Annotated in this window: 21 protein-coding genes; all 21 read right to left on the bottom strand. The window is 45.2% G+C overall.

Translation table 11 applies throughout. From position 1 onward, the window contains the following. Position 1: 1 nt before the first annotated feature. The 21 genes from flhA to fliE all read right to left on the bottom strand — a co-directional run bounded on the left by flhA (position 2) and on the right by fliE (position 18,763). The gene (gene flhA, locus EP181_RS03840) at positions 2–2,095 is read right to left on the bottom strand and encodes a flagellar biosynthesis protein FlhA (RefSeq protein WP_127470486.1); all 2,094 of its coding nucleotides are present in this window, start codon (positions 2,093–2,095) and stop codon (positions 2–4) included. 86 nt (positions 2,096–2,181) lie between these two features. After that, entirely contained in the window at positions 2,182–3,309 is a 1,128-nt protein-coding gene (gene flhB / locus EP181_RS03835; protein WP_127470485.1) for a flagellar biosynthesis protein FlhB, read from the bottom strand. A gap of 3 nt (positions 3,310–3,312) precedes the next feature. Further along, entirely contained in the window at positions 3,313–3,435 is a 123-nt protein-coding gene (locus tag EP181_RS12635; RefSeq protein ID WP_269471150.1) for a hypothetical protein, read from the bottom strand. After that, positions 3,432–4,091, bottom strand: a complete 660-nt coding sequence (gene fliR / locus EP181_RS03830) for a flagellar biosynthetic protein FliR (protein ID WP_232023506.1) — start codon at positions 4,089–4,091, stop codon at positions 3,432–3,434. Before fliR ends, EP181_RS12635 begins: the two co-directional genes overlap by 4 nt. A 13-nt stretch (positions 4,092–4,104) precedes the next feature. After that, entirely contained in the window at positions 4,105–4,374 is a 270-nt protein-coding gene (gene fliQ / locus EP181_RS03825; protein ID WP_127470484.1) for a flagellar biosynthesis protein FliQ, read from the bottom strand. Next, positions 4,374–5,171 carry a flagellar type III secretion system pore protein FliP gene (fliP, locus tag EP181_RS03820; protein ID WP_127470483.1) on the bottom strand — a complete coding sequence of 266 codons (798 nt, stop codon included), beginning with the start codon at positions 5,169–5,171 and terminating at the stop codon, positions 4,374–4,376. Before fliP ends, fliQ begins: the two co-directional genes overlap by 1 nt. After that, complete coding sequence (gene fliO / locus EP181_RS03815) at positions 5,140–5,769, bottom strand: flagellar biosynthetic protein FliO (protein WP_127470482.1); 630 nt, start codon at positions 5,767–5,769, stop codon at positions 5,140–5,142. Before fliO ends, fliP begins: the two co-directional genes overlap by 32 nt. Before the next feature lie 133 nt (positions 5,770–5,902). Then, complete coding sequence (gene fliN / locus EP181_RS03810) at positions 5,903–6,355, bottom strand: flagellar motor switch protein FliN (RefSeq protein ID WP_127470481.1); 453 nt, start codon at positions 6,353–6,355, stop codon at positions 5,903–5,905. After that, positions 6,348–7,367 (bottom strand): flagellar motor switch protein FliM, encoded by a 1,020-nt coding sequence (gene fliM / locus EP181_RS03805; RefSeq protein ID WP_127470480.1) that lies wholly within the window; start codon positions 7,365–7,367, stop codon positions 6,348–6,350. Before fliM ends, fliN begins: the two co-directional genes overlap by 8 nt. 10 nt (positions 7,368–7,377) lie before the next feature. Further along, positions 7,378–7,971, bottom strand: a complete 594-nt coding sequence (locus EP181_RS03800; RefSeq protein WP_127470479.1) for a flagellar basal body-associated FliL family protein — start codon at positions 7,969–7,971, stop codon at positions 7,378–7,380. Between the two features lie 63 nt (positions 7,972–8,034). Further along, positions 8,035–8,916 carry a flagellar motor protein MotB gene (gene motB / locus EP181_RS03795; protein ID WP_127470478.1) on the bottom strand — a complete coding sequence of 294 codons (882 nt, stop codon included), beginning with the start codon at positions 8,914–8,916 and terminating at the stop codon, positions 8,035–8,037. Between the two features lie 64 nt (positions 8,917–8,980). Continuing rightward, a complete protein-coding gene (gene motA, locus EP181_RS03790; protein ID WP_127470477.1) occupies positions 8,981–9,832 on the bottom strand; it encodes a flagellar motor stator protein MotA in 852 nt (283 codons plus the stop codon). Between the two features lie 97 nt (positions 9,833–9,929). Beyond that, the gene (locus EP181_RS12630) at positions 9,930–10,919 is read right to left on the bottom strand and encodes a methyl-accepting chemotaxis protein (protein ID WP_127470476.1); all 990 of its coding nucleotides are present in this window, start codon (positions 10,917–10,919) and stop codon (positions 9,930–9,932) included. A gap of 9 nt (positions 10,920–10,928) precedes the next feature. After that, on the bottom strand, positions 10,929–12,524 hold the full coding sequence (locus EP181_RS03780) for a flagellar hook-length control protein FliK (RefSeq protein WP_127470475.1): 1,596 nt from the start codon (positions 12,522–12,524) through the stop codon (positions 10,929–10,931). Positions 12,525–12,655: 131 nt separating this feature from the next. After that, a complete protein-coding gene (gene fliJ / locus EP181_RS03775) occupies positions 12,656–13,105 on the bottom strand; it encodes a flagellar export protein FliJ (RefSeq protein ID WP_127470474.1) in 450 nt (149 codons plus the stop codon). Next, positions 13,105–14,448, bottom strand: coding sequence for a flagellar protein export ATPase FliI (fliI, locus tag EP181_RS03770; protein WP_127470473.1), 1,344 nt, complete (start codon positions 14,446–14,448; stop codon positions 13,105–13,107). Before fliI ends, fliJ begins: the two co-directional genes overlap by 1 nt. Positions 14,449–14,777: 329 nt before the next feature. Beyond that, positions 14,778–15,227 carry a FliH/SctL family protein gene (locus tag EP181_RS03765; protein WP_172959686.1) on the bottom strand — a complete coding sequence of 150 codons (450 nt, stop codon included), beginning with the start codon at positions 15,225–15,227 and terminating at the stop codon, positions 14,778–14,780. Between the two features lie 95 nt (positions 15,228–15,322). Next, on the bottom strand, positions 15,323–15,634 hold the full coding sequence (locus tag EP181_RS03760; RefSeq protein ID WP_127470471.1) for a hypothetical protein: 312 nt from the start codon (positions 15,632–15,634) through the stop codon (positions 15,323–15,325). A 1-nt stretch (position 15,635) separates the two neighbouring features. Next, positions 15,636–16,658 carry a flagellar motor switch protein FliG gene (gene fliG, locus EP181_RS03755; protein WP_127470470.1) on the bottom strand — a complete coding sequence of 341 codons (1,023 nt, stop codon included), beginning with the start codon at positions 16,656–16,658 and terminating at the stop codon, positions 15,636–15,638. Further along, entirely contained in the window at positions 16,651–18,351 is a 1,701-nt protein-coding gene (gene fliF, locus EP181_RS03750) for a flagellar basal-body MS-ring/collar protein FliF (protein ID WP_127470469.1), read from the bottom strand. Before fliF ends, fliG begins: the two co-directional genes overlap by 8 nt. 64 nt (positions 18,352–18,415) lie before the next feature. Then, complete coding sequence (gene fliE / locus EP181_RS03745) at positions 18,416–18,763, bottom strand: flagellar hook-basal body complex protein FliE (RefSeq protein WP_127470468.1); 348 nt, start codon at positions 18,761–18,763, stop codon at positions 18,416–18,418. Positions 18,764–18,806: the final 43 nt, after the last annotated feature.

Here is an 18,806-nt window from a genome sequence, read left to right as displayed (position 1 = left end):
CTTAGCCTCCTTGCCCTACATTGGCGACAACACTAATTTGACGATTTTCTGGCACTTCTGAATACGCCAAAATGGTCAAGGTGGGTAAACTGTACCTAAAAAGCCTTGCCAACTGAGAACGAATTTGTGGTGCCACCAACAAAACCGCCGATTGACCTGACATTTCAAGCTTTTGCGCCTCGTCTTTAAGGGTCGTGTGCAACCGTTCGGCCAGGCCTGGTTCAATGGCTAATTGACCCTCTGGAGCGCCCTGCGTGGCTTGAAGCAAAATCTGTTCCAAACTTGGCTCTAATGTAATTACTTTTAATTCGGCATCATTGGCAACAATATCTTGAATAATTGAACGCCCTAATGCGGTGCGCACATAAGAGGTGAGCTCACTTGGCGCTTGAGTTAAACTTGATTTTTCGGTTAGCGTTTCTAAAATGGTACGCATGTCGCGAATTGAGACTTTTTCTTGCAATAAGTTTTGCAAAACGCGCACCACAATCGCCAACGACAAACGATTCGGCACTAACTCATCCACTAGTTTAGGGGAGGTTTGCTTGAGCTTATCCAATAGCTTTTGTGTTTCATCGTAGCCCAATAAATCGTAAGCATAATCTTGTACAATTTGACTGACGTGTGTGGCCACTACTGTACTGGAGTCGACCACTGTGTATCCTAATGCTTGCGCTTGATCGCGATCATTGGCTGCAATCCACACGGCATCTAAGCCAAATGTTGGGTCTTTAGTTGGCGTGCCGGCAATATTACCAAATACTTGTCCAGGGTTAATGGCCAATTCTCGGTCGGGAAACACCTCACCCATACCAATGGGAACACCCATAAGCATAACGCGATATTGATTGGGTTTTAGGTCAAGATTATCTCGAATATGCACCGGTGGCACCAAGAACCCCAACTCTTGCGACACCTTGCGGCGCACTCCTTTAACACGGTCTAATAATTGACCATTTTGCGACTGATCCACCATCGGAATCAATCGATAACCCACTTCAAGCCCTAATATATCAACCGACTGCACGTCCTCCCAACTTAAGTCAGCAGGTTTAATGGCTTGCTCTGGTTCTATATTTAAGGGTTTATCTGTGGATTTTTCAATTTTATCTTTACGGTGAATCATGTACGCACCGCCACCAGCGACTGCGGCAAAGGTTAAAAACGCGACATTTGGCATGCCAGGAATCAACCCCATAAAACCAACAATCCCCGCCGCTGTTCCCAATGCTTTTGGATTGGCCAACATCTGCGTTTGCATTTGTTGTCCCATGTCTTTGCTGTCACTGTCACTGACGCGCGTGACAATAATGGCTGTAGCGGCTGACAATAATAGTGCTGGTATTTGCGCAACCAAACCATCACCCAGTGTCAACAGCGTATAAACTTCGGCGGCATCTGCAGCATTCATGCTGTGCTGAGTCATGCCAATGATAAAGCCGCCAATTAAGTTGATAAACATAATAATAAGGCCGGCAACGGCATCACCACGCACAAACTTACTGGCTCCGTCCATCGCGCCGTAAAATTCCGCTTCACTGGCCACTTCGGCACGTCGTGCTTGAGCTTGCTCTTGGTTGATTAACCCTGCGTTTAAGTCGGCATCAATCGCCATCTGTTTACCGGGCATAGAGTCCAGTGTAAAACGTGCGCTCACCTCAGCAACACGACCCGCACCTTTAGTGATAACCACAAAGTTAATTACCACCAAAATGGCGAACACCACCAAACCTACAGCGTAGTTTCCACCAATAACAAACTCACCAAATGATTCAATAACATGACCGGCCGCCGCACCACCTTGATGGCCTTCTAACAAAATAACGCGGGTTGAGGCAATGTTTAGCGACAGTCTAAACAAGGTAACCAATAGAATAACGGTCGGAAAAATAGCAAAGTCCAAAGGACGTTTGGCATAGAGCGTAATCATTAACACCACTAAAGACAGCGCAATGTTAAACGTAAAAAAGACATCCAACAACAATGGCGGCAAGGGAATTGTGATCATTCCCAACAAAGCCAGCACAGCAATTGGCACACCCAGGCCTTTTAGCGAGCTTTGTTTAAATCTGCGGAAAAGTTGATTAAAATCCATGCTGTTTAGGGTCTTTTTTACCTTAGGTCTGTTTTATATTAAGTCTGTTTTACTTTAGGAGATCTTTGCATCAATAGGCATTGATGTTATGCCTCGGTTTTCATCTCTTTAGGAATCGCTAACCCCGTAAAATCGACGGTATCGGCATAGCCTTTTTCTTTTAATTGATAAACATACGCTAAAACCGCTGCAACTGCTTTAAATAAATCATACGGAATAGGACGATTAACCTCTGCATTATAGTACAAAGCTCTCGCAAGCGGCGGCGCTTCTATAATAGTAATGTTGTTGGCTTTTGCAATAGTTCGCATTTGTGCGGCCATAAAATCAGCGCCCATTGCCAGCACTTCTGGCTCATTCATGGTTTCTGGATTGTACTTTAATGCTACTGCAAAGTGCGTTGGGTTGGTAATAACCACATCGGCTTCGGGTACTTTTTGCATCATGCGGCGTTGCGACATTTCACGTTGCATCTGACGAATGCGTCCTTTTACTTCCGGATTACCCTCTTGTTGCTTATATTCTTCTTTAACTTCTTGCTTAGTCATTTTAAGCTGTTGAGTGTGATCCCATAACTGAAATGGCACATCGATTAAAGCCACAACAATTAAAGACAAACTGGCAAAAATAAACGCCTGGGCTATTAAGGTACCCGAGTGTCCCAATGCAAACAAAATAGGCTCTAAACCTAAGCCTAAAACTTCGGCAAACACCAGATACAAAAAATACGTTGCTACGGCCATTACCAAAACAAACTTAGCAAATGCTTTTAAAAGTTCTAGCAACGCTTTAAGAGAAAACATGCGTTTAATACCCGCAATAGGGTCTAGCTTGCTTAATTTAGGCGACATCGCCTTAGTGCTAAACGACCAACCGCCCAACAGCATGGGCGAAACCATCGCAATAAACACCATTAACAGCAAAAAAGGCAAAATAACGTAAAAGGTTGCCACTATCATGCCGGTAATTAAATTAAACATTTTTTGCACATCAAAAGCGTGCGCCCTATCAAAACTAAGACCTTGTTTTGCCACCACCGCAAACTCTAATATCATCGTGCCACCGTAAAACAACATAAATACAGCGGCCGATAATGTCATCAATAAAGTGGTTAATTCGCGTGATCGTGGTATTTGACCTTTATCGCGTGATTCTCTGAGCTTTTTCTCACTAGGGTCTTCACTTTTTTCGGAGCCATCTGCGTTTTCTGCCATGCGCTAGCCCTCGTTTAAACGCAAACTGGTAATCAACTCGACCGCACGTTGTACCAATTCTTGCAAATGCGGCAACATAAGCGGCGTGGTTAAGGACAATAACACCAGGCCTGTTAACAACGTCACCGGAAAACCCACCGCAAAATATTTAACGCCGGTGCCGCGCGGGTTACTACACCAAACGCGATGTTTATTAATAATAAGGCCGTAATAGCCGGTAAGGCAATTAACACACCCGCTGAGAAAATATAGAGCCCAAACTCAAATACTAGTTTCAAACTGTCCGTAGTTAAAAAACTTGTGCCTATTGGCAGGTACTCAAAACTGTCCGCCACCGTTTGAATCACCAACAAATGACCGTTTAACGCCAAAAATAATAAAGTTACAATAATACTAAAATATTGCGACACTATGGGTGCCTGCACCCCTGTACCAGGGTCAACCATTGAAGCAAACGCCAGTCCCATACCCATGGCGATTAAACTCCCCGCCAATACAAACGCCTGAAACACCACCATAAAAATAACGCCCATGGCTAAACCAATAAGAACTTGTTGCAAAATAGTCAACAATCCCAACCATGTAAAAGGGTCTACAGCGGGTGGTAAAGCTAACGAAGGAGCCACTGCAAGGGTGATAAACAGGGTTAAAAATAAGCGAACACGCACCGGAACGGTTTGCGTACCAAAGATAGGAATAACAGACAGCATAGTGCCAATGCGCACAAAGGGATAAAAATACAATCCTAGTAATTGCAGAAACTCAGTATAACTAAAGCTCATGATGTCATCCTCACTAGCCAATCATAGCGGGAATGTTTTCATACAACTCACGGGTAAAAGAAATTAATGTGGTCAACATCCAAGGGCCTGCAATGACCAATGCCACCACCACCACCATCAACTTAGGAATAAAACTTAACGTCATTTCGTTAATTTGCGTGGCCGCCTGAAACATACCAATCAACAAGCCTACCAACAAAGCAGGAATCAACAATGGAGCGGCCAACATCGTGGTCACCTCGAGCATTCTTTGGCCTAAATTTAAAACAAACTCTTGTTGCACTATATTCCTCCCGGAACCACAAAACTGTTGGCCAACGTTCCCATAACCAATACCCAACCATCAATTAACACAAACAGCATGAGTTTAAAAGGCAATGAAATAATCATGGGTGACAACATCATCATCCCCATGGACATTAATAAACTGGCCACCACCAAGTCAATAATTAAAAAGGGAATAAACAACATAAAGCCAATTTGGAAAGCCGTCTTTAACTCGCTGGTCATAAAAGCTGGAATCAACACTTTAAAAGGCACCGTTAAAGGATCCGTTAAACTCACGTCGGCCATTTCGGCAAACAAAGCTAAATCGTCTTCACGGGTTTGTTGAATCATAAATTGATGCATTGGCTTTGAACCTAAGTCCAACGCCTCTTTAAACTGAATTTGCTCTTCCATATAAGGCTCAACCGCCGTTTCATAGACCTTATCTAAAACCGGAGACATGATAAACAAGGTTAAAAACAGTGCTAAACCAATCAAAACTTGGTTAGACGGTGTTTGCATGGTACCTAAGGCTTGACGCAATAACGCTAAAACAATCACAATCCGTAAAAATGAAGTGGTCGCAATAAGCGCGGCAGGTAAAAAGGTAAGCCCCGTCATCAACATCAAAATTTGCATGGTCAGGGTATAGTCTTGATTGCCTTCAGCGTCGGTTTCAACCGTAAAGGCGGGCACACCTGGCTCAGCCCACGCCAAAGAAGGCAACAAGCCTAAGCCAATCAACAAGAGTGGTTTAAGAAACTTACATAAGGTAAAAAAATTAAGTGTCTGCACGAGGGGTGTTTGTTGCATCCTTGGGTTTTAGGGCTTCTTGCAAACGCTGCGAAAACGAACTGTTCATCAACTGGCTGCTTATGGCCACATTATCCTTTACTTGCACAGGCTCTTCAAGATGGTGCAACGTGGTTATTTTACTGGTAGTCACGCCCACCAGTATTTGCTCACTTCCTACTTGCAACAGTAAAATTCGCTCACGTTGTCCGACCGATAAAGCCCCAAGCACTTTTAAATGCCCGTCGGCTACGCCAGGAAAACGACCATAGCGGCGCAACAACCACGCCGCCAAAAAGATAATCATGAGCACCAACACCAAAGACAGCATAATTTGGCCAAAATAATCACTGGGCTTTGAAGCCGACTCACCAATAACCGGCGTTGGTGCAGCCGTTGATGCGGGTGCTGTAACAGATGAAGATTTAGGATCGGCAGACGTTATTGCAAAATGCGGCTGCGTAGCTGGCGTGGTAACAGTTTGATCAATAGACGTTTTGTTAGGCTCTTGAGACTCCGGCGCTTCGGTCGCATGAACGGACGTAAAAAACCCCAGCAACATAACCGAAAAGATTGAGCGGCTTAATAACATTAACCAGGCCTGGTTGAATCGTTGCATCTGATTTACTTCTTTAGTTTGCACTGTTATGTGCTTAGACAATGACGCATAAACCACTTTGTAAAGCCATAATCAGTGCATTACAAAGTGGTGGTGAACCATAATTTAATCATGACACTGTTTAATCGTGGCGTTACTTAAGTTTTTTAATTCGTTCTTGCGGACTCACCACATCGGTTAAGCGCACACCAAACTTGTCATTAATGACCACTACTTCACCGTGCGCAATTAACGTACCGTTTACCAATAAGTCTAATGGCTCGCCGGCTAATCTATCCATCTCAACCACAGAACCTTGGGTATACGACAACAAGTTGCGAATTGACACCTTAGCACGGCCAATTTCAAGCTGCAAAGTGACTGGAATATCCAACAGGACATCTAAATCCACTTTATTCTTTTTATCACCGCGTTCAGACGCCAAAGCATCCAACTCGGCTGTACTAATAGAGTCGGCGTTAATACTTGCTTTATCTTTGGCCGCCGCCTGTTCGTTTAATGCCGAACCCCATGGATCTTCCTCAGCGGCTTGCGCTTGCTCGGCTAAGGCATCGCCCCACGCACTTAAATCGTCATTTTCACTCATCGTACCATTCCTTCACATTTTCGATCGTTCGCTCTTGATAAGCGGGGTGATGTAATATCTGCTCAATTTTTACGGCTTTTTTACCATTACTTTCACCCAATTTACCGCGCATAATAGCAATATCTTCGGCTTTAATACTCACTTGCTTGGGCATTTCTAAAGGAATAATATCGCCTTTTTCCATATTCATTAAATCTTGCATCGACATTTGCAGTTCAGCCAATGAGACGCTTAAGTTAATTTCAATGTTTTTAGCTTCTTCTTTTAACGTTCTTGACCAGCGATTATCGCTCTCACCCTGTAAGTTTTGCATCCCTTCTTCAAGCTTGTCGCGAATAGGCTCAAGCATTGCATAAGGCATCACAATGTCCACTCGACCTTCAACCCCTTCAAAACGCACATTGATTGGGCTAACAACAATCATATCGGTTGGATCAACAATACCGGCAAATTTTGGATTCATTTCAGAATGCATGTATTCAATTTCGATGTCCATCACCGGCCCCCACGCTTTGCGAAGGTTTTGGGCAGATATATCTAAAATACTGCGCACCATGCTCATTTCAACTGGCGTATATTCACGCCCTTCAATTTTAAAAGGCAGCAAGCCTGTACCACCAAAATAGATATCAACCGCCGTAAAAATCAACTTTGAATCTAGGGTAAATAATGACACTCCGTTTAACGGATTAATTCGATAAATATTTAAACTGGTTGGTACAAATAAATTGCGTAAGTAATCAATCATTTTAATAATTTTAACTTCGCCAGCCGTGACCTCCACGCTCGACATAATCATCTCATTAAAATGGCGTTGAAAACCGCGCGCAAAACGCTCGTTAATAATATCTAAAGCCGGCAAACGTCCACGAACAATACGCTCTTGATTGGTGAAGTCGTAAACCTTGGCACCCTTGCGAGCAGACGGGTCATCACCCTCGGTATCCACGTCGCCCCCGCCCATGCCTTTTAAAAGGGCATCGACTTCATCTTGGCTTAAGATATCATCCATTTTTCCGGCCTTATTGCATTACAAAGCGTGTCATGTAGACATCTTCGAGCAAGTCGGGGTAAATATTGTGTTTTTCTAAAACCTTGCGCGTCACATCTAAAATTTCGGTACGCAGTTTATCCGGACCATCCGCGTTTGATAAGGCATTAAAATGTTGATTTCTAAGCAAACGCTCAATATCATTTTTTAACATAGGACGAAGATGCTCCATCTCACCCGTAGCACTCACTATTTCTTGATAATAAGACATAAACTGCAAATCCACCGCTAAAAACTTAGCTTGGCCATCCCCATTAAAATTGACGACAAATTTTTCCATCACAAAATAACCTGGAGGTGCTGCTGGATCTGGTGGTGGAAACTGCTTGTATTTTGGCGAATAGGTTTTAGCGTGGCCTTTATCCTCGGCAGATTCACCTTCACCATGTTCTGCATCGGCGTGCGCTTCAGGGGTTTCACCGTCTTCTGCTTTTGATTTATCGCCACTTAATAATAAAAATGCCATTGCACCCATACCTATTAGCAACAACACCACCAAAACAATCAAACCAATGACCAGGCCTTTACCGCCTTTTTTCTTCTCTTCTACCACCGCTTCTGACATGCTGATTTTCCTTGTGATGATTAAAACTTTTTACACTAGACCTTAACGAAAATAAACACCTGGCTAACCGCCATTTAGAATAGTTTGTTCACTTAAGTTTTCAATTAGAGGCGCATCGCTTAAACTTTTTAAACGATCTTCGGCTTCTTTGCTCAAGACAATGATACTAATTCGGCGATTGCGCGGATTATACGGATTTTCTTTATCAAATGGCACTGTATCAGCCATACCAACGGCTTGAGCGATTTTTAACGACTCCACACCGCCTTCTAACAACAAACGCCGTGCTGCATTAGCTCGGTCTGAAGACAATTCCCAGTTAGTGTAATCGGAACTGTCATGATACCCCGACGAATCTGTATGACCTGCAATACTAATTTTATTATTAGTAGTAGCCAACACAGTTCCCACTTCACGCAATAACTGTTGGGCGTAATCTTTGGGCAAGTCCACCCCTGAACCAAACATAGGACGTTTACGGTCGTCCAAAATTTGTATTTGTAAACCGTTTGGGGTGATGTCTATCTTTAGCTGTTCTTTAAGTTCATTGAGCGTAGGACTTTGTTCAATTTTTTGCTCTAGCTCTTGCTTCATGGCTTCCATTTGCGCGGTTTCTTGGGCTTTTCCTGAGCCGTCGTCATCGCCCTCAGTGCCTTTAGGTGCGTCTTTAAACCCCCCCATATCAATCATCGCATCGGCCGTCTGTCCGGCCTCTTTTGATTCAACCAACGTAGAGGGGGATGCTTCAATTACGGTGGGGTCGCGAAAAAACTCAGCCATAGCCTTCATCTCTTCATCGTTCGTACCGCCGAGTACCCATAACATTAAAAAAAACGCGGCGGTGGCGGTCATAAAATCGGCAAAAGCAATTTTCCACGCCCCTCCATGTGCCACGTGCGGACACTTATTTAAGCGTTTAATAATGATGGATTGTTCATCTGCCATGACAGTTCAACCGTTTAGTAAAGCCCAAACACAAGCTTGAGCTTTTTAGTAAAAAAAGAATAGGTTATTTTTGAGTTTGTAAATATTCATCAACCGCTTGAAACGTAGGACGCTCGTGACTTGGAATGGCTTTACGACCAAACTCGACCGCTACTTGAGGTGCGTAACCATTTAAATTAGCCATTAAGCAGGTTTTAATGGTCGAAAAAAACGCTCCTTCGGCTTCAGCACGATTGGCTAAATCGGATGCTATTGGGGCGATAAACCCATAAGCAATTAAAATCCCTAAGAACGTTCCTACCAAAGCAACTGACATGTGATGGGCGATTTCCATTGGTCCGGCATCCAAATAACTCATGGTAATAATAATCCCCAATACCGCGGCCACAATACCAAACGCAGGCAAGGCTTCGGCCACTTTACCAATGGCCGCACTGGGCATTAAGGCTTCGTGGTGGTGAGAGTCTAATTCAACAATCATTAAATCTTCTAATTGATAGGGGTTACTTGCACCACTAATCATTAAACGTAAATAGTCACAAATAAAGTCGATCGCATGGTGATTGGCAGCCACTTTTGGTGCACTGTTAAACAAGTCGCTCGAATGAGGATCTTCAACATCGGCCTCTATCGACATTAAGCCCTCGCGACGCGCTTTATTAAAAATTTTAAACATCAGGCCAAGCAACTCCATAAACAACTCTTTGTTGTAAGGCGAGGGCTTCATTAAGCCAATCCCTTGAGCAAAACCGGCTTTAATAACCCAGCCGGGGTTGGCAATAATGTAGGCACCCAGAGCACCACCACAAATAATCACCAACTCGAGCGGTTGAATCATGATGCCAAAACTACCGTGAGGAAGATACCCACCCAGCAACGTTCCGATTACGACTAATGTCCCTACAATTGCTTTCATGCTCGCTTCACCCTATTACTTTTTGTCACTTCTTTGTCCACGATTTACCAAGTTAGTTGGCAAAAAATGAACTTATTCTAATTGAAACTACGCTAACTTAACTTTTTTTAATCACGCTGGCCAAGGCTTCCTGCGCTGATTTTAACGTAGAAAGATTGCTAACGATATCATTTAAAAGACTATTTACCCGACCTGCTTGGCTCTGCGTAGTACTAACGCGTTGCTGTCCGTTTTCCATTACTTGCACCGCATTACGCGCGCGTTGTTGTAATTCTTCAATAATTTTTTGAATTTCTTTAGTGGCTTGTTGGGTTTTACCGGCTAAAATTCGAACTTCATCGGCCACAACGGCAAACCCACGACCGTGCTCTCCGGCACGTGCCGCTTCTATGGCCGCGTTTAAGGCCAATAAATTGGTTTGTTCTGCTATATCGCGAATCAATACCAGCACCGTTCCAATGTTATTACTGTCTTCTTCTAAGCGTTTAATGACCGACGACGCGTGCGTCATTTCGTGTGTTAAGCCACTTACTTCGGTAATAACGCTGGCCGCAGATGCAATGCCTTCGGCCGAACCTTTATTAAGCAAAGTCACCACACTGGCCAAGTTACCGGATAATCCAAGCAGTTCAGAGTTATCAAAAGGTTCATGCGCTACCGTATTAAATTGCTTGGTGTAAGCGGCGGCTAGAGATTCGTTTAACTCTTCCATTTGCGCTTCTAAATCTGCCACTTTAGATTCGACTTTAGATTTTTCAATCATGCCTTTTACCACTTGATTGGACGCACTTTCTAACAGCTTATTAAGCACGACTATCAGCTTAGGGTCGGTGTGTTCGTTGTTAAGATGCGTGTCAAAGTCTTCAGTTTGAACCACTGAATTAAGCTGGCTTATTAATTGGGTTTGATCGCATGCGCCGCCCTTATTGCACCAAAGCAAATACACTAACGTACCGGTTACTAACGCACCGCCTACAAACGCCATTACCACAAATCCCAGTGTGGGAATTTGCGTCACATCTGAGTCGGCCATTGCCGTGGTAGCACACAGCCCTAATACACTTACAAAATACTTTAAAAACGTCATGCTATGCTCCTAGGCGTAATAGTCGACAAGATTATCAGACAAAACCGCTGGTATTACCATTGGTTCATCGGTGTGCGTGTCAGACCCGTTAACCAGGCCTGGTGAATGTTGTTGAGACGATGAATCCCCTGAAAACTGCTCGGAAAACTGGCGATCTTGACCAACGTTTACCGAACCTAAATCAATCCCTGCTTGCTCTAACATCTCTTTTAAACGTGGCAAGGCGTTTTCTATACTTTCACGCGTTGCGCCATGCTGCGCGTTTAACGTGATGTGCAGTTGCTGTTCTTTGTCCATATGCAACTTAACCTGCATGGGTCCGAGCTTTTCGGGGTTAAGCGTGATTTGCGCTTGTGAAATACCGCTGTTAGCCATAAAGACTACCCGCTGTCCCAAAGCCTGCCCCCATTGAGGATGCTTAACTGGATGTGCAATGGTTTGCAGTCCAAGCGGCAAACTACTGCGCCGCTCAGTGGCAACCTCTGCCCCCACTAACAAGTCTGTACCGCCACTTTTTGCCAGATTTCCGTCCGTCAATTTAAATGCATTGGCCTGTTGCTCTAAGGCCTCCTGTTTATCACCCTGTACATTTTGACCCATAGCCATCATTTGCTGTGCAATGGCCTGGCCTGGCGTTGCTTGACCAACATTAGGCTGGCCCGGATTAGTTTGTCCAGGATTGGACTGCCCCGCGTTCGGTTGCCCAGCATTTGGCTGTCCTGCATTCGATTGCCCAGCATTCGGCTGTCCACCAGCATTCGATTGCCCAGCATTCGGCTGTCCACCAGCATTAGACTGCCCTTGTCCAGAAAATCCAGACTGTGTTGAACCATCTTGCGTACCGGTTTGAGCCCCAGATTGTGGCATGCCTGCACCGGTATTAATACTTGCCGAACTTGCGGCAGTATTTACAGTGCCTGTAGGCGTTACCAGCGAACTTGTGCTAACCCCAAGTGCACCAACCACTGGGACTGCTTGTGCCTCTAAAGACGCATTAATTGTAGACAAATCAACCATAGTTTTATCATTAACAACCGCATCTGCCAACGTGCTAGAAACCTCTGATGCGTTGGCAATAGGTGCTGTAATTGCATTACTGCTTTCGATGCTCACGAGCAACCCACTAGCGTCCGTGCTTAAAGCCATGCCATCTGAATCAATTAAACTCTTGTCAATGGTTGCCACAGCCAATTCACCAGGCCTGGTCAATCCATTAGCAGGTCTTGCAACTTGGGCTAACGCATCATCAGACAATCCAGTGTTCAGCAAACCTAACTGCGCCATCACGGTGGCATCAGGTTCAGTTAATGTCGTATTTAAATCTGTTTCAGTTAAATTATTAACTAGGCCAGGTTGCGCTATTTGAGCACTTACATCAGGCAACGCTGGTAACCCCGCCAAAGATATCGATTGACCCGGTGCTAATGTTAACGCTGAGCTTAAAACCGACGCCTCTGTTTCCGTTGTCGTCTCGGTGAGCGTTGAAAACACATCGGCAAAACTCGCCCCCTTTGCAGAAAGCTTGTCTTTTGATTGAGCCACAACGTCCTGTACCGCGGCGTTTGCGACTGATGGGGGTTTAATAGCGTGTGTGGCATGCAACATAATGGTTTCTCGAGTTTATCGTATGAGTAACTCACAAAAAGCAATTAGCATGCCTATTTATACAAATGTCAAAAATTAGAACCAAAACACAAAACTGTAGCCTGGTTACCAGGCCTGGTAGCATTGAACTCTTATTTTCTCAATGAGGCCTGTGTAGCCAGTTCATCCATAAACTGCTGTTCACGTTTATTCATTTGCACTTGAATACCCTGCTTTAACTTTGTCAATAAAGCTTGCAAAGCCTTCACCCGCGTGCGCCGCTCTAACCACTGCTGATTGGCCATTTCAACCATTTTTTCCACCTCGGTTACCCGAGTGGTTTGAGCCGCAACGGCTTGCTGTACACGCCCGCCAAAGGCCGCACGACTTTGCAACTGAATAGGACTTAAAGGGCGATGAGTGGCAATTAAATCGGTTGAATATTCAGCAGAGTATTGCATTAACGACGCTAATTGCTGTTTTGCCTGCTCTAACTGCGCCTGAAACATTGCCAACGATTTTGCCGCATTGTCTAACTCTATTTGCGCTAAGTCCACCAAGGTTTGCATTGTCTTGGCGCGCTGTTGCCCATTGGCTGCCATTAAGCAAGCGCCTTAGCCAAAGCCGCCACCGACTGCTCAAGAGTAAATTGCTCCGAAATTTGCTGCGACAAAAATGCGTTTAATGCTGGATATTTAGCCATAGCCACGTCTATTTCTGGGTCACTGCCACGGCGATACGCCCCAACGGCAATTAAATCGTGATTTTGTTGATACGCCGAATACAACTGTTTAAAGCGCCGTGCAAACTGCAACTGTTCCTTAGAGGCAATTTCTACCATCACTCGGCTTACCGAAGACTCAACGTCTATGGCGGGATAACGCCCCGAGTCGGCGACACTGCGCGACAACACAATGTGTCCATCTAACACCCCACGAGCTGAATCTACCACTGGATCGCCCTGGTCATCACCTTCGGCCAGCACGGTGTAAATAGCGGTAATCGAACCACAACCCGCTTGACCGTTACCAGCACGCTCAACCAATTGCGGCAACTTAGCAAACACCGAAGGAGGATACCCTTTACTGGCAGGAGGTTCACCGACGGCCAAAGCAATTTCACGCTGCGCTTGAGCAAATCGTGTTAAAGAATCCATTAACAATAAAACGTTAAGGCCTTTATCTCTAAAGAATTCGGCAATCGCCGTTGCCAACATAGCACCGTGCAGGCGCATTAAAGGTGCATCGTCGGCTGGTGTGGCCACTACTACCGCGCGCTTTAATCCTTCTTCGCCCAAGTTTTGACGTATAAAATCATTCACCTCGCGACCACGCTCACCAATTAATCCCACCACCACCACATCGGCTGTAGTGTATTTGGTCATCATGCCCAATAAAACACTTTTACCCACACCTGTTCCAGCCATTAAGCCCACGCGCTGCCCTTGTCCCAAGGTAAGTAATGCGTTAATGGCTTTAATACCCACATCTAATGGTTGGCTAATAGGATGGCGATGCAACGGATTTATACGCTGACCGGTTAAAGGCACATAAGCCTCAACTTCGATAGGCCCTTTATCATCGAGTGGCTGGCCACTGCCATTAACAACTCGTCCTAATAAGGCCATGCCTACGGGTACTTTAACCCCGCCTTCCATTGGCAGAACCATCGCATTGGGTGCAAGACCTTGAGTATCGCCAATCGGCATTAAAAACAATCTATTGCCATTAAACCCCACCACTTCGGCTTCAACCGCGGGTGCCAATCCGTTTAAAATTTTGCATCGCGCACCCAAGGGTGCATAGGTTCCCACCACCTCTAACGTCATGCCCACCATGCGTACCAGCCGACCGGCCACTTTTAAACTTGGCGCAGCCGGCATTGACTGCGTTAAAGCCTGCAGCTGATTAGCAAGACCAAGATTAAAACGAGCAGAAAAATTCATGCAGGAACCTACACATAATAAAAAGGAAAAAAAGAAACACAAAAAAAGCAAACACATGACAAGCGAACATACGCTTTTATTTTTTAGCACGAAAAAATTAAATTATTAATCAAATTACTAAGAGAGACCTTTGCACGAGTGGATGCACGGCCAAAAATGGTTAAAATTTTCCTGCTTTTCGTTGGAAAACTTGTGAATAGCTAGCTATTCACTGCGTTTCCCGCCTCAATCAGGTAAATTTTTCCTCATTTTTTTTCTCGTGCCCCTCTCGTGCAAAGGTCTCTAAGAGACAAACAAGAAGCGCTGTCTAACAAACTTATCGCGACCGCTTAACTGCCCAGTGACACATTTTCGGTAAGCGCATCAAATCGGGTTTGCCAACTGTTTAATACCGCAGATTGATTTTGCTTAACCAAACAACTACCAGGAACCAACTGAGCGTTGGCACTCACATGCCAAGGATTTACGCCACCACTGGTAGCATTGTTTAGCGCACTGTGTTGTGCGTTATGCGTTTGCCACACCTCAAAATCAGACGGGTGCAATTGAACTTGAATCACGCCTACTTCATTGGGCTCGCATTCGGGCAACGTATTAATAGCCTGTTGCAAGGCCTGGGCAATCCACTGTGGGTCTTGAGCAATTTCACGCTCTATCACGGCAACTGCAATGTGCAAAGCCATGGCCACTATTTCATCTAATGTCTGTTTTTCTAACATTTGATAGGGTGTGGTTAACAATGACAACACCTCATCAAACTGCGCCACTTTTGGAACCAAGGCTTCTGCTTCAGCAATTAAACCTTCCGTTTTTGCTGCTAACAGTCCCTCTTGTGAGCCTTGCTCAAAACCAGCATCGTAGCCCTCTTTAAAGGCTATGTCATAAGCTTCTTTTTTAGCAGTTCAGCCTGTTGTAGAGTTTCATTGGCCTTTTGCAGTTGCAACACATCAATAGTGTCCTCCGCAGGCGGAGTTAAAGCGCTTGGCACACTTAAATCATCATCCGTAAAGCCACTTAATTGCCATGTGGATATATGACTATTTCCCAAATCGGAAGGATTTACTAACTTAGTCAGTGGCGCCGGTTTTGGCGTGTCAGGCAATCGCTGAATAAACGCTTCTGTAAAGGCATTTTTGTCATCACTTTTGCCATGAGTGGTTTTAACATCATCGCTGGTTTTGCGCACTTTATACAAACTCCTCACCACCACCCGGCATCATAACGCGCTCTTCATCGGCCAAGCGGCGTACGGTCTGAATAATAGTTCGCTGGGCTTCTTCAACCGCGCTGAGTTTAACAGGACCACCAGTTTCAAGATCATCACGCATAATATCGGCTTGACGTTTAGACACGTTGGATAGAAACTTCTCTCTAAGTGCCGTATCAGCACCTTTAAGAGCCACAATAAGAATTTCATTGGGCACTTCACCCACAATGGTTTGAATACCACGGTCATCAATACCCGCAATATCGTCAAACACAAACATTTTGTCTTGAATCGCCTTGCTCACGTCTTCGTGTTCAATGGCAATGTCGTCCAAAATACGCGTATCGACACCGCCGCCCACCAAGTTTAAGATTTCAGCGGCACGCTTTTCACCGCCAATGGTTGCCAGCTTCCCGCCCTCACCATCACTTGAGGCGTTCTCCAACACGTCGTTTAAATCAAATAGAGCGCGTGGCTGAATCGTGGTTAAAGTGGCAATACGATAAATAACCTCGGCCTGAAAACGCTGCGGAATCCCACGCAACACTTCGGCGGCCTGATCCGAATCAAAATACGACAACACAATCGCCACAACCTGCGGATGCTCATTACGTAACATGTTTGAAATAGTAGATGGGTGCATCCACTTAAGCGCTTCAAGCCCTTTGACCTGATCGCCCAATAACGCCGCGTCCATTAAATGTCCGCCACCCGCGCCCAGCGCATCGGCCATTAATGATTGCGCGTACTCACTAGGGTCAACGCCCAAAGCGTCTTCGCCCAGTTCGTTTAAAAATGATTTCATCACTCGCTGAATGTCATTATGCGATACATTTTCAACCGACGTCATCGCTGAACCAATCTGCTGAACCTCGCGGGGGTTTAAGTGCTTTAGCACCTTGGCCGCAGAGTCTTTACCCAACGAGAGCAATAAAATGGCCGCTTTATTTAAGCTGGTTATTTCTTTTTCATTTGCAACTTCTTCAATCACCGACTCAGCCATCTTTGCCCCCTGACATCCACTGTTTAATCACGTGAGCAGCCACTTTTGGATCGGCGGCCACAATCGCGCGTACTTTTTCGAGCAATTCGTGTTGCGCACTTGAATCGGCTTCGGATGCAGTGGCCGTTTTTTCCACCTCAACATTCATCTGTTCAAGTGCTTTAGAAATCTCATCGACGTTCTCAACTTTTTCCAACTCTTCGGCCACGTCTTCAGGATAGTCTAATGCACTCACTTCTTTTTTAGACAGATCTCTTAGCATAGGACGAATCACCCCAAACACAATAATCAACACCGCCAAACCAGCCAACACTTGTTTAAGCAAATCTAAAAACCATGCTTCTTGCCAAATAGGCAAACTAGCCAACTCTTCGGTTGGGGCTACCACAAAAGAAGCATTTACCACACTAAGGGTATCACCACGTGTTTCATCCATGCCCACGGTATCGCTTACCAAGCGGCGATAGCGCAACAACTCGTCATCGGTTAGCGCGGTACGCACCTGTTCGCCCGTCTCGTTTACTGTAATTTTATCGTCCAGCACAACCGCAACCGACAAACGGTGAATATTGCCCACCGAGTTTTTTATGTGGCTAATGGTGCGGTCAATTTCGTAATTTTTAGTGGTTTTTTCGCTCGAACTGTTGGTACCATTAGCGCCATCACCCCCAGCATTAAAGCCTTCTTCGGGCGCCAAACCTGCTGCAGGTGGTTGATTGGTTAAAGCGCCCGGAACACCTTCAGGCCCGGCCGAGCGATTAAACTCACGAACCTCTTGTTCTGAGCGAATGGCGGCGGGATCAGGCTGGTAATTTTCACGGGTTTGTTCTTGCTGGGTAAAATCGAGTTCGGCTGTCACTTGCGCACGCACTTTGTGCTGACCGCCAACAATGGGTGCCAACAAATTTACAATGCGATTGGATAGGGTTTCTTCTACGGTACGAGTGTAATCGAGCTGCTTCATGCTCATGTTCATCGATGTATTAGCCGACTGGCTGGTCAGCAAATTTCCGTTTTGATCAACCACGGTAACCGACTGAGCTTCCATGTTAGGAATGCTGGCCGACACCAAGTAGACAATAGAGCTTACCTGCTCTTCGTTTAATGTGCGCCCAGGATACAGCTGCACCAACACCGAGGCCGAAGGCTTTTGCTCTTTGCGAACAAACACCGAACGCTTAGGCAACCCCAACATAACACGCGCTGACTTAACCGCATTAATAGACGACACAGACTTGGCCAGCTCGCCTTCTAAAGCACGATGATATTGGGTAGTTTCTTTAAATTGTGAAATACCAAAACCTTGCTCAACGTCCAAAAGTTGATAGCCAGTAGCGGCTTGTTTGGGGTAGCCTGCGGCGGCTAACTTAAGACGTAAAGCGGGGACTTTGTCGGCAGGAACTAAAATCCCACCACTCTTTTCATCAATTTTGTATTTAACGCCTTCGGTGTCAAGCGTTTGCACCACTTCACTTAAATCTTTGGCGTCCATACTGCCAAACAATAACGAATACGGCGTATTTTGCGACCATAAAATAATGCCCACAATCAATGCAATAGACGCCGCCAAGGCAATAACCAAACTCACTTGCTTGGCGACGCTTAAAGAAGTTAAATTATTAATCAACGCCGATGAACTCGCCGGTGGTTGCGTGTTTAGGGTCGGGTCTAAAGACGCTTGTTGATTGGCCATAATAAATCTTCTTTAATGGGAAAAAATTGCATAAGAAAGTCGTTACAAACGCAGAGTAAACGTCTCATAAAGGCATATTAATTACATCTTTATAAGCCTCTACCAACTTATTACGTACTTGAGTCATGGCTTGAAACGACAAACTGGCTTTTTGAACTTGCAACATAACCTCAGACAACTCGGTTTTGGGGTCTCCGCGTTCAAATGCTTCACGCATGTCACCGGCTTTATTTTGCTCACCGCTAACCGCTTCGACCGATTGCGACAATAACTCGGCAAAACTCGCCGCTTTTTGTTGCCCATTGGCGTCCATACCCTCAAGCGCGGTGGGTGCATTTAGCGGTTGTGCTTGCGCCTGACTGGCCAATGAGCGCATTTGTAGCATTAAGCTTTGTGTATCAATCGTGTTCATTACAACTTTTGACTCCAAAATTGAACATTTGAGGCTAAATTTA

It is taken from the genome of Thiomicrorhabdus aquaedulcis, from assembly GCF_004001325.1.
In the GTDB taxonomy this organism is placed as follows: domain Bacteria; phylum Pseudomonadota; class Gammaproteobacteria; order Thiomicrospirales; family Thiomicrospiraceae; genus Thiomicrorhabdus; species Thiomicrorhabdus aquaedulcis.
Note: the sequence above shows the minus strand (reverse complement) of the source record. Positions and strands in the feature narration are given on the sequence as shown.